General features: G+C 66.2%; 10 protein-coding genes and 2 pseudogenes. 3 read left to right on the forward strand and 9 right to left on the reverse strand.

Going from position 1 to position 14,851, the window contains the following annotated elements:
• The 9 genes and pseudogenes from GVL12_RS25090 to GVL12_RS25130 all read right to left on the reverse strand — a co-directional run.
• Positions 1-291: pseudogene (locus GVL12_RS25090) on the reverse strand (electron transfer flavoprotein subunit beta/FixA family protein); the annotation flags it as partial.
• A 37-nt stretch (positions 292-328) separates the two neighbouring features.
• Positions 329-1,309 (reverse strand): nitronate monooxygenase family protein, encoded by a 981-nt coding sequence (locus GVL12_RS25095; RefSeq protein ID WP_159918282.1) that lies wholly within the window; start codon positions 1,307-1,309, stop codon positions 329-331.
• Positions 1,310-1,316: 7 nt separating this feature from the next.
• Positions 1,317-2,324, reverse strand: a complete 1,008-nt coding sequence (locus tag GVL12_RS25100) for a tripartite tricarboxylate transporter substrate binding protein (protein ID WP_159918283.1) — start codon at positions 2,322-2,324, stop codon at positions 1,317-1,319.
• Positions 2,325-2,401: 77 nt separating this feature from the next.
• Positions 2,402-3,643 (reverse strand): CaiB/BaiF CoA-transferase family protein, encoded by a 1,242-nt coding sequence (locus GVL12_RS25105; RefSeq protein ID WP_159918284.1) that lies wholly within the window; start codon positions 3,641-3,643, stop codon positions 2,402-2,404.
• Between the two features lie 19 nt (positions 3,644-3,662).
• Entirely contained in the window at positions 3,663-4,475 is an 813-nt protein-coding gene (locus tag GVL12_RS25110; protein WP_159918285.1) for an oxepin-CoA hydrolase, alternative type, read from the reverse strand.
• On the reverse strand, positions 4,475-5,611 hold the full coding sequence (locus GVL12_RS25115) for an acyl-CoA dehydrogenase family protein (protein ID WP_159918286.1): 1,137 nt from the start codon (positions 5,609-5,611) through the stop codon (positions 4,475-4,477). The genes GVL12_RS25110 and GVL12_RS25115 overlap by 1 nt, the downstream gene beginning before the upstream one ends.
• A 10-nt stretch (positions 5,612-5,621) precedes the next feature.
• A complete protein-coding gene (locus GVL12_RS25120; protein ID WP_159918287.1) occupies positions 5,622-6,830 on the reverse strand; it encodes an acyl-CoA dehydrogenase family protein in 1,209 nt (402 codons plus the stop codon).
• An 8-nt stretch (positions 6,831-6,838) separates the two neighbouring features.
• On the reverse strand, positions 6,839-8,020 hold the full coding sequence (locus GVL12_RS25125) for an acetyl-CoA C-acyltransferase (RefSeq protein WP_159918288.1): 1,182 nt from the start codon (positions 8,018-8,020) through the stop codon (positions 6,839-6,841).
• A gap of 245 nt (positions 8,021-8,265) precedes the next feature.
• On the reverse strand, positions 8,266-10,383 hold the full coding sequence (locus GVL12_RS25130) for a 3-hydroxyacyl-CoA dehydrogenase NAD-binding domain-containing protein (RefSeq protein WP_159918289.1): 2,118 nt from the start codon (positions 10,381-10,383) through the stop codon (positions 8,266-8,268).
• 109 nt (positions 10,384-10,492) lie between these two features.
• Between GVL12_RS25130 and GVL12_RS25135 the strand changes: the two genes are divergently transcribed.
• The 3 genes and pseudogenes from GVL12_RS25135 to GVL12_RS25140 all read left to right on the forward strand — a co-directional run.
• Positions 10,493-11,401, forward strand: a complete 909-nt coding sequence (locus tag GVL12_RS25135; RefSeq protein WP_159918290.1) for a LysR family transcriptional regulator — start codon at positions 10,493-10,495, stop codon at positions 11,399-11,401.
• 137 nt (positions 11,402-11,538) lie between these two features.
• Positions 11,539-11,631 (forward strand): annotated as a pseudogene (locus tag GVL12_RS27120) (ESPR-type extended signal peptide-containing protein); the annotation flags it as partial.
• A gap of 18 nt (positions 11,632-11,649) precedes the next feature.
• Positions 11,650-14,851, forward strand: a 3,202-nt coding sequence (locus GVL12_RS25140; protein WP_159918291.1) for a YDG domain-containing protein, incomplete at its 3' end; no start/stop codon positions are given.

Genomic DNA, 14,851 nt, shown 5'->3' on the forward strand with positions numbered 1-14,851 from the left:
CACGGCCAGGGGCTGGAGTTCGACGTCGGTCAGCACATGGATGGCGCGGTCGGCGCCAATCGCCATGGCGGTGCGCAGCGTTTCCTGGCACTGGGCCACGCCGCAGGACACGGCGATGACTTCGGTGGCCGCGCCCTTTTCCTTCAGACGCACGGCCTCCTCTACGGCGATTTCGTCAAACGGGTTCATGCTCATCTTGACGTTGGCGATATCGACGCCCGAGCCATCGGACTTCACGCGGACCTTGACGTTGTAGTCGACGACGCGCTTGACGGGGACAATGATTTTCATGGGAGAGAGTCTCCTAAAGGTTTTGAAAAGGGGCGGCCTAGGCCGGGTGCAGCATGGAGGCCAGCCGTGCGCTGATCAGCGCCTGGGCCTGGTCCATGATGCGGGTGATCAATTGCTCGACCGTGGGTACGTCGTCGATCAGACCGGCGACCATGCCGCAGGACCAGGCACCGGCCTGCATGTCGCCCTGCTGCATGATGCGCGGATAGACACCGGCGACTTCGGGCAGGATGTCCTCGAACGTGATCGCCGCGCCGAGTTCGCGCTCCTTGGCCAGCAGGCGCTCGACGGCGACATTGGTCAGCACGCGCTCGGTGTTGCGCAGCGGGCGCATGACCAGCCGCGTGTCCAGTTCGCTGGCCGCGACGATGGCCTGCTTGACGTTGTCATGCACGGGCGCTTCCTGCGTGGCGATGAAACGCGTGCCCATGTTGATGCCTTCGGCGCCCAGGGCCAGTGCGGCCACCAGCGAGCGGCCGTCGGCCATGCCGCCCGAAGCGACGAAAGGAATCTTCAGCGCCTGGGCCGCACGCGGCAGCAGGATGAAGTTGGGCACATCGTCCTCGCCGGGGTGGCCGCCGCACTCGAAGCCATCGACGCTGATCGCATCGCAGCCAATGGCCTCGGCCTTGAGCGCATGGCGCACCGAAGTGCACTTGTGAATCACCTTGATGCCCGCGTTCTTGAGCGCGGGCATCCATTTTTGCGGGTTGTTGCCCGCGGTCTCGACGATCTTCACGCCGCCGTCGATGATGGCCTGGACATAGCCCGGATAGTCGGGCGGGTTGACCGACGGCAGGAACGTGAGATTCACACCGAAAGGCTTGTCCGTCATGGCGCGGCAACGCGCGATCTCGCGCGCCAGCAGCTCGGGCGTGCGCTGCGTCAGGCCGGTGATGAGCCCCAGGCCGCCGGCGTTCGACACGGCGGCGGCCAGCTCGGCCAGGCCGACATGGTGCATGCCCCCCTGGATGATGGGGTGCTGGATACCGAAAAGCTCGGTGATGCGCGTCTTCATGGAAGGCTCACTCCGAGGCAATGCGCTTGTCGCGAATCAGCTGGCCCCAGCGGGTGTAATCCTGCTGGATGCGCCCGGCTATCTCGGCGGGCGACTGGAAGAAAGCGATCGCGCCCGCGTTCAGCAGCCGGCTCTGGGTCTCGGGCTCGGCCAGGATCTGCTTGACTTCGCTGGCGATGCGATCCACCACGGGCTTGGGCGTGCCCTGGGGTGCGAGCAGGCCGCCCCAGGACACGGCGTCGTAGCCCTTGATGCCCTGCTCGGCAATGGTCTTGACGTCGGGCAGCATGGTCACGCGCTCGGGCGAACCCACGGCGATGGCGCGCAGCTTGCCCGCCTGGATATGCGGCAGCGCGGCGACCAGGTCGGCATACATGATGGGCACCTGGCCGCCGATGGTGTCGGTGATCGCCGGCGTGCCGCCCTTGTAGGGCACATGCTGCATGTCGAAGCCGGCCATCTGCTTGAGCAGTTCCATGCTCAGGTGACCGAAGCTGCCCGCGCCCGAGCTGGTGTAGTTGAGCGCCGTCTTCTGCGCCTTGGCGTGGGCGATCAGGCTATTGAGGTCGGTCACGTCGGGCAGCAGCTTGGGATTGACCACGACCACGATGGGCAGGTCATAGACCGTGGCCACGGGCGCGAAGTCCTTGACCGTGTCGTAGCCGGCGGTCTTGTACAGATGCGGCGCGAGCAGCGTGGGCGTGGCCAGCATCATCAGCGTATAGCCGTCGGCCGGGCTCTTGGCGACCTGGACCGCGGCGATCGAGCCCGAAGCGCCGGGGCGGTTTTCGACCACCACCGTCTGCTTGAGGCGCTCGGACAGCTTCTGGCCGACGATGCGCGAAGCCGTGTCCGTGGGGCCACCCGGGGGAAAGGGCACGATCAGCTTGACTATCTTGTTGGGCCAGGCCGGTTGCTGCGCAAAGGCGCTGCCGACCAGCAGCGGCGCTGCCATGAGGGCCAGGGCGGCGCGCCGGGTGCCGCGCGCCAGGGTGGTGATGTCATAGGAAGTCATGGTGTCTCCGTCTCTTTGTAGGTGTTGGAACGACCCGCGCAGCATGGGCTGCGGGGCCAGCGGGCCAGGCCCGGGATTCAGGCCGTGGGCAGCGTCAGCACGCCCTTGGCCTGCAGGGCGGCAAGCTCCTGCTCGGACAGCTGCAGCAATTGCTGCAGCACGTCCTTCGTGCCTTCGCCCAGCGTCGGCGGCGCATTGCGAATCGGCAGGCGCTTGCCGTCGAGGCGGTACGGCGGCGCGAACACATGCGTGCTGCCGGCCACGGGATGGGGCATTTCCTGCAGCAGGCCGCCGCGGCGCGTGCGCTCGCTGGTCAGCGCTTCATGCAGGCCGGCGACGCGGCCGCAGGGAATGCCGTGCGCGGTCATGCGCTCGATCAGCACATCGCGCGGCAGGCCGGCGATCAGCTCCTTGAGCAGCGGCAGCAGGGCCGGGCGGTTCTTCGAACGCTCGACGTTGGTTGCGAACTTCGCGTCCTGCAGGATGTCGGGGCGCTGCACCACGTCGCGGCAAAAGCGCTCGAACTGCTGGTTGTTGCCCACGGCAATGATCAGCGGGCCGTCGGCGGCGTCGAACATGCCGTAGGGCACGATGGACGGGTGCGAATTGCCATAGCGCTGCGGGTCGCGGCCCAGTTGCATGGCGTCCAGCCCGTAGTAGCCCGTGACCGACAGGCCGCAGTCGTAGAGCGCCATCTCGATCAGCCGGCCGCGGCCCGTGCGCTCGCGCCGGAACAGCGCCGCGAGCACCGCCTGCGCAGCATACATGCCGGTCATCAGATCGACCACGGCCACGCCGAACTTGAGCGGCGGCTGCTGGGCTTCGCCGTTGAGCGCCATCAGCCCGGCCTCGCCCTGGATCACCAGGTCGTAGCCGGGCCGCCTGGCCTCGGGCCCCGAAGTGTCGTAGCCCGCGATCGCGCAGTAGACCAGGTCGGGCTTGAGGGCCTTGAGTTGCTCGTAGCCCAGGCCCAGCTTCTCGGCGCCGCCGGTCTTGAAGTTGTGCACCACCACGTCGCACTGGGGCAGCAGGTCATGGATGATCTTCAGGCCTTCGGGGCTTTGCAGATCGACCGTGACGGACCGCTTGTTGCGGTTCATGGCGCTGTAGTAGGTGGTCTCGGTCTTGCCTATGCGCATGCCCCAGTCGCGCGTGTCGTCGCCGCGCTCGGGGTGCTCGACCTTGATGACCTCGGCCCCGAAGTCGGCAAGCACCATGCCGCACATCGGCCCGGCGAACACGCGCGACAGGTCGAGCACGCGCACGCCTTCGAGCGGGAAGTCCGTGGTGTCGTCGGATGTGGTGTTGTTATCGTTCAATGTTGTCTCCTGCCCGCGTTCACGTGCGCGGTTGGCGCAGCTGCGTGAAATCCGCGGGGCGTTTTTCGAGGAAAGCTGCCATGCCTTCGCGTGATTCCTCGCTGGCCTGGGCGTGCACCATGAACCGGGCTTCCTGCTCGAGTTGCTGCTCGAGCGTGTTGCCGTAGGCGTCGCGGCACAGCTGCTTGATATGCGCCATGGCTTCGTCGGGGCCGGCGGCCAGCTGCGTGGCCAGGGCCAGGGCCTGGGCCAGCGCTTGCCCCGGCTCGGCCAGGCGGTTGACCGGGCCCAGCGCATGCATGCGCTCGCCCGAAATGCGCTCGCCCGTGAGGCACAGCTCGGTCAGCACCTGGCGCGAGACGAACTCCGCGAGGAAGGCCGTTGCGCCGCCATCGGGCGTGAGACCGATCTTCACATAGGCCACGGAAAACGCCGCGTTGCGCGCGGCCACGAGCATGTCGCAGGCCAGGGCCAGCGACAGGCCCGCGCCGGCCGCCGCGCCTTCGACGGCGGCAATCACCGGCTTGGGGCAGTCGCGCACCGCGCGAATCAGGTCATGCAGGCCTTCGAGCTTTTCGCGGCGCTCGGGCAGCGACAGCTCGCGGCGCTTGACCAGCTGGCGCAGGTCGCCGCCCGCGCAGAAATGGCCGCCTTCGCCCGTGAGCACGATAGCGCCCACCGACGCATCGTTCTTCGCGTCCTGCAGCGCCTGCGTGAGCGCGCGGTAGAACGCGGGCGACAGCGCATTGCGCGCGGCCGGGTTGTTATTGCTCAGCACCAGCACCGCGCCTTCGCGGCGGCTGATCAAGGCGGTGTTTTGTTCTTCGCTCATCAGACAGTCTCCCGGCCCAGCGCCATGAAGCGCGCCAAATGGTGGTCTTCATCGCCCAACTCGTGATCGATCATCACCAGGCGCTTGGCATAGTGTGACAGCGGCAGCTCCCAGGTCATGCCTATGCCACCATGCATTTGTATGCTTTCCTCGGAGACCAGCGCGCCTATGCGGCCGATGGTGACCTTGGCGGCCGACAGCGCGCGCTCGCGCGTGAGACGGTCGGCGTCCAGCGCCGCGGCGGCGTTGATCACGGCCGAGCGCGACTGCTCGATTTCCAGCAGCAGGTCGGCCATGCGGTGCTGCAAGGCCTGGAAGCTGCCGATGGCCACGCCGAACTGCTTGCGCGTCTGCAGGTATTCGAGCGTGTCGCGCTTGGCGACTTCCATCGCGCCCACGGCTTCGGCGCACAGCGCGAGCACGCCCGCGCCCACGGCGATTTCCAGCGTCGCCAGGCCTTGGGCCTCTTGGCCCAGCAGCGCATCGGCCGCGAGCTGCACCTTGTCCAGCGTGATCTCGGCGACCCGGCCGCCGTCCATGCGGCCCATGCCGCGGCGGCTCACGCCCGCGGCGTCGGCGGGAACGATGAACAGCGAAATGCCGTCTTCGCTGTCGACTGCGCCCGCGGTGCGTGCCGACACCAGCAGCAGTTGGGCGTGATCGCCCTGCACCACCACGGCCTTGGCGCCCGACAGCGTCCAGCCGCCTTCGCTGCGCTCGGCGCGCGTGGCGACGCGGTTCAACTCGTAATGGCTGCCCGGCTCATCGTGCGCCAGCGCGGCGATGACGCTGCCGTCGACCAGGTTGGCAATCTGCGCCTTTTGCGCCGGCGTGCCGGCTGCGGCCAGCGCGCGCCCGACCATCAACGCGCCCAGGAAAGGCTCGACCACGAGGCCGCGGCCCAGGGCCTCGAACACCACGGCGATGTCGAAGCCCGCGCCGCCAAAGCCGCCATCGGCTTCGGTGAACAAGGCGCCGATCGCGCCGAGTTCGGCGAACTGGTTCCACAGCGCGGGCGCCATGCCGACATCGCCATAGGCAATCGCGTTGCGGGTCTCGAAACCGTATTGCTCGGAAACAAAGCGGTTGAGCGTGTCCGCCAGCATGCGGCGGTCTTCAGTATGTTCAAAATTCATCGCGCCAGCCTCACAGGCCCAGGATCATCTTGGAGATGATGTTCTTCTGGATTTCGTTGGAGCCGCCGAAGATCGACAGCTTGCGGTAGTTGAAGTAATTGGCCGCGGCCGTGGCCGCTTCCTTGGGGCCCACGGGCTCGCCCGCGTAATCCGAGTACTGCGCTTCCTCGGTGAACGGCAGCGCATACGGGCCCATGGCACGGCGGATCAGCGACAGGATTTCCTGGCGGATCTCGGTGCCGCGGATCTTGAGCATGGAGCTTTCCGCGCCGGGCACGCCGCCGCCGGCCACGGCCGCGATCACGCGCAGGTTGGTGGTCTTCATGTTCTCCAGATCGATCTCGACCTTGGCCATGCGCGCCGCGAACTGCGGGTCCTGGTCCAGCGGCTTGCCGTTGCGCTGCACGCGGCTGGCGACGGCCTTGAGCTTCTCCAGCCCGGCCACCGAGAAGCCCACGCCGGCAATGCCCGTGCGCTCATAGGTCAGCAGGTACTTGGCATAGGTCCAGCCCTTGTTCTCCTCGCCCACCAGGTTCTCGGCCGGCACGCGCACATTGGTGAAGAACACTTCATTGACTTCGCGGTCGCCGTCCAGCGTGCGGATGGGGCGGATCTCGACGCCGGGCGTGTTCATGTCGACCAGCAGGAAGCTGATGCCCGACTGGGGCCGCGCCTGCCTGTCGGTGCGCACCAGGCAGAAGATCATGTTCGCGTGCTGGCCCTGGGTGGTCCAGGTCTTCTGGCCGTTGACGATATAGTGCGCGCCGTCGGCGTCGACACCGGCCTCGGCCGTGGTCTTCACCGAGGCCAGGTCCGAACCCGCGCCGGGCTCGGAGTAACCCTGGCACCACCAGTCCTCGCCGCTCAGGATGCGCGGCAGCCAGTAGCTCTTCTGCGCTGCGTTGCCGTACTTGATCAGCACCGGGCCCAGCATGTTGACGCCGAACGGCACAATGCGCGGGCCGCCCGCGAGCGCGCACTCGTGGTCGAAGATGAACTTCTGCACCGGCGTCCAGCCCGGGCCGCCATGTTCCTCGGGCCAGTGGTTGGCAAACCAGCCGCGCTCATTGAGAATCGCATGCCACTGCGACTGGTCGTCGCGGCTCAGGCGCTGGCCGGCCTTGACCTTGGCGGCCAGGGCCGCGGGCAGCTTGTCCTGCAGGAACTGCTGCACTTCGGCGCGAAACGCCTGCTCTTCGGGAGTGAAATTCAGATCCATAGCTTTTCTCAGTAAATCTCAAAGAGGCCGGCGGCACCCATGCCACCGGCAATGCACATGGTCACGACGCCGTACTTGGCCTTGCGGCGGCGGCCTTCGAGCAGCAGATGGCCAACCAGGCGCGCGCCCGTCATGCCGAACGGATGGCCGATGGAGATCGCGCCGCCGTTGACGTTCAGGCGCTCCGATGGAATGCCCAGCGTGCGCTGGCAATACAGCGCCTGCGAGGCAAAGGCCTCGTTCATTTCCCACAGGTCGATGTCGTCGACGCTCAGGCCATGGCGCGCCAGCAGCTTGGGCACGGCAAACACCGGGCCTATGCCCATTTCGTCGGGCTCGCAGCCGGCCACGGCAAAGCCACGGAAAGCGCCCAGCGGCTGCAGGCCCAGGCGCTCGGCCTCCTTGGCTTCCATCAGCACGCTGGCCGACGAGCCGTCGGACAGCTGCGAGGCATTGCCCGCGGTGACGAACTGGCCAGCGCCCTTGACGGGCTCGAGCTTGGCCAGGCCTTCGAGCGTGGTGCCCGGGCGGTTGCAGTTGTCCTTGGTCGCGATCACGTCGCGCAGCGTGACTTCGCCGGTTTCCTTGTTCTTCTCGGCCATGCGCGTCGCGCAGGCGATGATCTCGTCGGCGAACAGGCCTTTTTCCTGGGCCGCGGCCGTGCGCTGCTGGCTTTGCAGCGAGAAGCGGTCCTGGTCCTCGCGGCTGATGCCGTAGCGCTGGGCGACGATATCGGCGGTGTCTATCATCGCCATGTACAGATCGGGCTTGTGCTCGAGCAGCCAGGGGTCGATGTCGCCCGGCAGATTGTTGCCGGGGCGCAGGCCGGAGATGGTCTCGACACCACCGGCGAGCATCACCGGAACGCCTTCGCTCACGATGCGGCCCGCGGCAATCGCGATGGACTGCAGGCCCGAGGCGCAGTAGCGCGCCACGGTCATGCCGGCCACCGACAGCGGCAGGCCGGCGCGCAGCGCCGTCTGGCGGCCCAGGTTGCGGCCCTGGAAGCCGTCGGGATTGCCGCAGCCCAGCACCAGGTCCTCGAACCTTTCGGGGTCCACGCCCGAGCGCTCGACGGCGGCCTTGACGGAAAACGCGGCCAGCTGGGCAGCCGGCGTGACATTGAACTCGCCGCGGTGCGACTTGGCCAGCGGGGTGCGGGCGGTGGATACGATAACTGCTTCACGCATGGTGTTGTCTCTTTGGTTGGATGGCGTGGCGTCTGCGCGGGCCCGGTATGGGCGGCGGGCAGCACTGGCTCTAGTTCGGAGTGACAACCCGTTCGCCCTGAGCCCGTCGAAGGGTGAACGGCCCGCGCTCAAGTCATGAGAACAGGCCGCCCATGGTTCGACAAGCTCACCACGAGCGGGGGGAAAACATTCGCCCTGATCCTGTCGAAGGATCGAATAGCGAACTGGGGAAGAAAAAATCCCGTTTACTCCGCCTTGTTCAAACTATCAAACCCCTTGCCTTCCTTGACCAACCGCACCAGCAACGGCGCGGGCTGCCAGAACAGCGGGTCTTCCTTGGCAAAGGCTTCGATGTCGGCCAGGATCTTGGGCAGGCCTTCCATGTCGGCCCACTTCATCGGACCGCCGCGGTGGCGCGGGAAACCATAGCCCGACATGAAGGTCACGTCGACGTCCAGCGGACGCAGCGCAATGCCCTCTTCCACCACCTTGGCGCCTTCGTTGACCATGGCCGCCATATAGCGGCGCAGGATTTCTTCTTCGGTGAAGCTGCGCGGCGTCACGCCCTTCTTCTGGCGCTCGGCGTCGACAATCGCCAGCACTTCGGGGTCGGGCTGGCCCACGCGCGCGCCTTGCGGGTAGAGGTAGAAACCGCGACCGGTCTTCTGGCCGAACCAGCCGCGCTCGCAGATGCGGTCGGCGACTTCGACATAGCGCGAGCGCGGGTCACGCGTGGCCGCGCGGCGCTTGCGCGTTGCCCAGCCGATGTCGCCACCGGCCAGATCGGTGACCTGGAACGGGCCCATGGGGTAGCCGAACGCGCGCACCGCGGCGTCGATCTCGTAGGGGCTGGCGCCGTCTTCCATCAGGTAGTCGGCGGCCTGCTTGTACACGGCAAGAATGCGGTTGCCGATGAAGCCGTCGCAGACACCGGCGCGCACCGGCACCTTCTTGAGCTTCTTGGCGAGCTCGAAGGCTGTCGCCACCACGTCGGCGCCGACCTTGGACGGCACGACGATCTCCAGCAGCTTCATGATGTTGGCCGGGCTGAAGAAGTGCAGGCCGATCACGTCCTGCGGGCGGCTGGTGGCATCGGCAATCGCCTCGATGTCCAGGTAGGACGTGTTCGTGGCCAGCACCGCGCCGGGCTTGCAGACACGGTCCAGCTCGCGGAACACGGCTTTCTTGACTTCGAGGTCCTCGAACACCGCTTCGATCACCAGGTCGACCTGGGCGATGTCTTCATAGCGTGTCGACGGCGTATAGCGCGCCATGATCGCGGCCTTGGCGTCAGGCGTGAGCCGGCCCTTGGCGATCAGGCCGTCATAGACCTTCTCGACATTCGCCTGGCCGCGCGCGATCGATTCGGCGTCGCGCTCTATCATGGTCACGGCGTAGCCCGCGTCCAGCGCCGACACGGTGATGCCCGCGCCCATGGTGCCGCCGCCGATGATGGCGATGGTGGAGAAAGCGCGCGGCGCGGCCAGCCTGGCTTCGGGCACCTTGGCGACTTCGCGTTCGGCAAAGAACGCATGCACCAGGCCGGCGCGCTGCGGGCTGGCCACGCACTCGATGAACTGCGCGCGCTCGAAGGCCAGCGCCTCGTCAAACGGCTGCTGCACGGCGGCCTGCACGCATTCGATGATCTTCAGCGGCGAGAACAGGCCGCGGCTCTTCTTCGCGGTCTCGGCCTTGAGAACTTCGAGTTCGGCCAGCGCCGCGGCCGGGTCGGCAATCGCGATATCGCGCGTGCGGCGCACGGGGGCGTTCTGGGCCAGCAACTCGTTCGCATAGGCCAGGCCGGCGACAACGGGGTCCGTGCCTTCGACAATCTGGTCCACGAGCCCGGCCTTCAATGCGGCCTTGGCGTTCAGCGGCTTGCCGCCGAGCATCAGCTCGGTCGCGGGCTTGACGCCCATCAGGCGCGGCGCGCGCTGCGTGCCGCCCGAGCCGGGCAACAGGCCCAGCAGCACTTCGGGCAGGCCCAGGCTTGCGGCCGGCAGGGCCAGGCGGTAATGCGCCGACATTGCCACTTCGAGGCCGCCGCCCAGCGCCGCGCCATGGATGGCTGCGACCACGGGCTTGGTGCAGTCTTCGATGCTGCGGCAGACTTCGGGCAGCGAAGGGGGAACGGGCGGTTTGCCGAATTCGCGGATATCGGCGCCGGCGATGAAGGCCTTGCCCGCACCGACCAGCAGCACGGCCTTGACCGCGTCATCGGCCTGCGCCTGCTCCATCGCAGCGGCCAGGCCCTGGCGCACCGCCTGGCCCAGGGCGTTCACAGGAGGGTTGTCGATGGTCACGACCAGAATGGCGCCCGTGCGGACCGTGGTGACAGCTAAAGCGTGAGGGGCAGCGCCCATGGACGTTCTCCGGGATTGACAGTAATACCGCCATTGTGGATACGCCAAACAATCTTGACAATTACATGGACGATTGACAGACTGTCAAACAATTTTTGACAAAGCTTCCATGGAACTCCACTCCTTGACCCTGCTGGTGGACATCCTCGACGCCGGCAACCTGAGCCAGGCGGCGCGCAACCTGAAAATGACGCGCGCCAACGTGAGCTACCACCTGAACCAGCTCGAAAAGTCGGTAGGCGCGCAGCTCGTGCGCCGCACCACGCGCCGCGTCGAGCCCACCGAAGTCGGCCTGCGCCTGTACGCGCATGGCCTCGCCATCCAGAACGAAATGCGCGCCGCGCGCGAAACCATCACCACACTGGGCCAGGGGCTGCAAGGCCGCGTAGGCCTGAGCGTGCCCAGCGGCTATGGCCAGATGGTGATGTCCGACTGGCTGATCGACTTCAAGCGCCTGTACCCGTTCATCGTGCTTGACGTGCGCTTCGAGAACCGCGTCGACGATCTGATACGCGAGGAAGTCGACATCGCCATCCGCGTGATGCCCGAGCCGCCGCCGACGCTGGTCGCGCGCGACCTGGGCCAGGTGCGCTATATCGCCTGCGCGTCACGCGCCTACGCCCAGGCCCACGGCCTGCCGACCGAACTCGAAGCGCTGCGCACCGCGCCGCTGATCACCGCCGGCGTCGTCGGCCGCCAGCTGCGCCTGAGCGCCTACCAGGGCACGCAGCGCGAGGAAGTGATGCTCGAGCCTACGCTGATTTCCGAGCACTTTCCGTTTTTGCGCCAGGGCATTCTCGCGGGCCTGGGCGTGGGCCTGGTGCCCGATTACGTCGTGGAGGACGCGGTCGCAAGCGGCGAAGTGCTCACCACCCTCGACGACTGGCGGCTGAGCATCTTCGGCACGCAGATGTACATGCTCTACATGCCCCAGCGCCACCAGACGCGCGCGGTGCGCACCTGCATCGATTACCTGCTGGGCCGCGCCCGGCCCGCGGCGCAACTGCCCGTGGATTGATGCCGGCGCGCCATCCGCAGACCCCGGGCTGCGGAAAAACATGCAACCAAAACATGTAAGACGTTACGTACATAGCACGTAACCAACAAATAGGCACGCAGGCAGCTTTGGCGCTGTTTCGCGTCGCCCCATTTGCCATGAATCACATTTTCAGTGTGCTCTGGAACGCGGCTTTAGGCCGTTTTTGTGTCACCAGCGAGCTCGGTCGCAAGCGCAGTCGTGCGACCAAACGGCGCAGTGCGCCTCCCATGGCGGACAACATCCCGGGACTGGTGGTGCTTGCCGCCTGCGTGGCACTGGCCTGGAGTGCACCCGCCTGGTCCCAGGCGACGCTGCCCCAGGGCGTGAATGTGGTCGCGGGCCATGCGGCGGTAAGCCAGGCCGGCACGCAGATGTCCGTGCAGCAGCACAGCGCCAAAGCGATTCTGGACTGGCAAAGCTTCAATATCGGCGCGGGCCACCAGGTCAGCTTCCAGCAGCCGAACGCGTCTTCCGTGGCCTTGAACCGCGTCGTGGGCAGCGATGCCTCGGCCATCCACGGCGCGCTGCAGGCCAATGGCCAGGTGTTTCTCGTCAACCCGAATGGCGTGCTGTTCGGCCAGGGCGCGAATGTCAATGTCGGCGCTCTCGTGGCCTCGACGCTGAACATCACCAACAACGACTTCCTCCAGGGCCGCTACCAGTTCAGCGGCCTGGGCAGCGGCGTGCAAGGCGGCGCGATCATCCAGCAGGGGCGCATCACCGCCGCCGATGGCGGTGCCGTCGCGCTGCTGGGCGGCAGCGTGAGCAACCAGGGCACGATTGCGGCGCGACTGGGCTCGGTGGCCTTGGCCGCGGGCAACCAGGTCGCGCTCGACTTCGCGGGCGACGGCCTGCTCAATGTCCAGGTCCAGCAATCGGCCGTCAACGCGCTGGTGGAAAACCACCAACTGATACAGGCCGATGGCGGCAGCGTGCTGATGGCCGCCAAGGCCACCGACGCGCTGCTGCAGACCGTGGTCAACAATACCGGTACGGTGCAGGCGCGCACGGTCGAAAACCGCGAAGGCCGGATCGTGCTGCTCGGCGGTTTCGAGGGTGGCACGGTCAGGGTCGGGGGCACGCTGGATGCGAGTGCCCTGGCCGGCAATGGCGGCTTCATCGAGACCAGTGGCGCGAACGTCAAGATTGCCGATGACGCCAAGGTCACGACCCGGGCCGCCAATGGTCGCAGCGGCACCTGGCTGATCGATCCCAAGGATTTCACCGTGGCCGCCAGCGGCGGCGACATGACGGGCCAGCAGGTCTCGGATGCGCTGAACGACAACGGCAACTTCACCATTGCCACGGCCACCATGGGCACGGCTGAAGGCAAAGGCGATATCCATATCAACGATGCCATCAGCTGGGATGCAAACACCCTGCAGCTCGATGCCGAACGCAATATCAACGTCAATGCCGTGATGTCGGTCAATGGCAGCGGAACGCTGGCATTGAACTATGGCGACACGAAAGGCGACGATACCGCCACCGCCGTCGCAGGCAGCAATCTCCATGTCAATGGCGGCGGGCGCGTGGATTTTGAGAAGACTGAGGGCGGCCTGCTCAGCATCAATGGCCATGGCTACAGGGTCATCAAACACCTGGAGTCGCTGCAGGGCATGGGAACCCCCCTCAACCTCAACCAAAGATTTGCGCTGGGCGCCTCCATTGACGCCAGCACCACGAAAGACGCGAATGGCGGACTGGGTTTTGCGCCGATTGGCAGCATCAGCAGCGCTTTCACCGGTATTTTCGATGGGCTGGGCCATACCATCAGCGGCCTGACCATCAACCGCCCCACCGAGAACTACGTGGGCCTGTTCGGCCATGTCCAGAATGCCACGCTGCGCAACATAGGCTTGGTAGGCGGCAGCGTGACGGGCGGCAACAACGTCGGCAGCCTGGTCGGCTATCAATCGGGCGCCATCGTAGGCATCGCCGCCGCCAGAGGTAGCCTGGCAGGGGTGCACGCCGTCGGTGGCCCGGCAGGCTCTAGCATCAGCAACGCCTACACAACGGTCAGCGTGACGGGGGGCATGCACACTGGCGGCCTGGTCGGCCAGTTGTTCTTCAGTTCCATCGACAACGCCTACGCGGCAGGCGACGTGACGGGGAGCAACCAATACACCGGAGGACTGGTCGGCAGTATCTCAGGCAACACCATCAACAACGCGTACGCGACCGGCAGCGTCACGGGCACCTCCCACGTCGCAGGCCTGGTCGGCGGCATCACGGCCGCGGGCCCTGCCAGCCACATTTCCAACACTTATGCCACGGGCAGCGTGACGGGCAGCAGCGCCATCGGAGGCTTGATCGGTTCCATCCCGCTCCTGCCCTTGGCCGTCATCGACAACTCCTTCTGGGATCTCGGCTCCACGGGACAAAGCCACAGCGCAGGCGGCACCGGCCTGACTTCGGCACAGATGAAACAGATGGCCAGCTTCACGGACTGGGACATCAGCAACCAGGGCGGCAGCAACGCCGTCTGGCGCATCTATGAAGGCGAGACCGCACCGCTGCTGCGCAGCTTTATGACGGCGGTCACCATCAGCGATACCGAGACACCGGCCACGCGCGCATACGACGGCACGCGTGTCTATGACAACGTAGCCCATGACCGTTCTGCCGACAGCCAGTTGCTGGGAACGCTGCGTTACACCGCATCCGCCAAGGATGTGGGCACCTACAGTGGCGGGGACCTGACGCTCGGCGGCCTGTATTCCTCCCAGCAGGGCTATGACATCAGCTATGCAACGCCCACTGGCAGCCTGCAAATCAACCCCAAACAGATCAGCGGCACGATCACGGCGGAAAACCGGGGCTACAACGGCTCGACCAGCGCAGCCATTGTTCAGACCGGTCTGAGCGGGGTGCTGGCAGGCGAAACCGTGGCAATCGATACCACGAGCGGCCAATTCGACAACAAGAACGCGGGCACCGACAAACTGGTCACCGCCTGGGGCCTCACGGGCGTGGACGCAGGCAACTACGTGCTCGGCCTGACGAGCACCACAGCCAATATCGCCAAGGCCACCATCGCCAGCGTCAACGGCATTACCGCCGAGGGCCGCATCTATGACGGCACGACCGATGCCACGCTCAACACCGCAGAGGCCTTCTTTGACGGCAAGATTCTCAACGATGTGCTGACCGTGGCAAATGCCGACGGCAGCTTCCGTGACAAGAACGCGGGCGATGGCAAGACCGTCGATATCACCGGCATTGCCCTCGGAGGCGCCGATGCCCACAACTACACGCTGGTCAGTACGACAGCGACAGCCACGGCCGATATCGCCAAGGCAGAGATCGCCAGCGTCAATGGCATTACCGCCGAAGACAAGACCTATGACGGCAATACCCACGCCGATCTGAACCACAGCGGCGCCGCGTTCGCCAATATGATCGCAGGCGACCAGTTGAGCGTGGCAA

The organism is Pantoea sp. 18069 (assembly GCF_902706035.1).
Lineage (GTDB): Bacteria > Pseudomonadota > Gammaproteobacteria > Burkholderiales > Burkholderiaceae_C > Comamonas.

Coding starts and splice junctions, on each gene's coding strand:
- GVL12_RS25120 (WP_159918287.1), bottom strand. CDS start 6,830: ATGGATCTGAATTTCACTCCCGAAGAGCAGGCGTTTCGCGCCGAAGTG.
- GVL12_RS25135 (WP_159918290.1), top strand. CDS start 10,493: ATGGAACTCCACTCCTTGACCCTGCTGGTGGACATCCTCGACGCCGGC.
- GVL12_RS25100 (WP_159918283.1), bottom strand. CDS start 2,324: ATGACTTCCTATGACATCACCACCCTGGCGCGCGGCACCCGGCGCGCC.
- GVL12_RS25115 (WP_159918286.1), bottom strand. CDS start 5,611: ATGAATTTTGAACATACTGAAGACCGCCGCATGCTGGCGGACACGCTC.
- GVL12_RS25125 (WP_159918288.1), bottom strand. CDS start 8,020: ATGCGTGAAGCAGTTATCGTATCCACCGCCCGCACCCCGCTGGCCAAG.
- GVL12_RS25110 (WP_159918285.1), bottom strand. CDS start 4,475: ATGAGCGAAGAACAAAACACCGCCTTGATCAGCCGCCGCGAAGGCGCG.
- GVL12_RS25095 (WP_159918282.1), bottom strand. CDS start 1,309: ATGAAGACGCGCATCACCGAGCTTTTCGGTATCCAGCACCCCATCATC.
- GVL12_RS25130 (WP_159918289.1), bottom strand. CDS start 10,383: ATGGGCGCTGCCCCTCACGCTTTAGCTGTCACCACGGTCCGCACGGGC.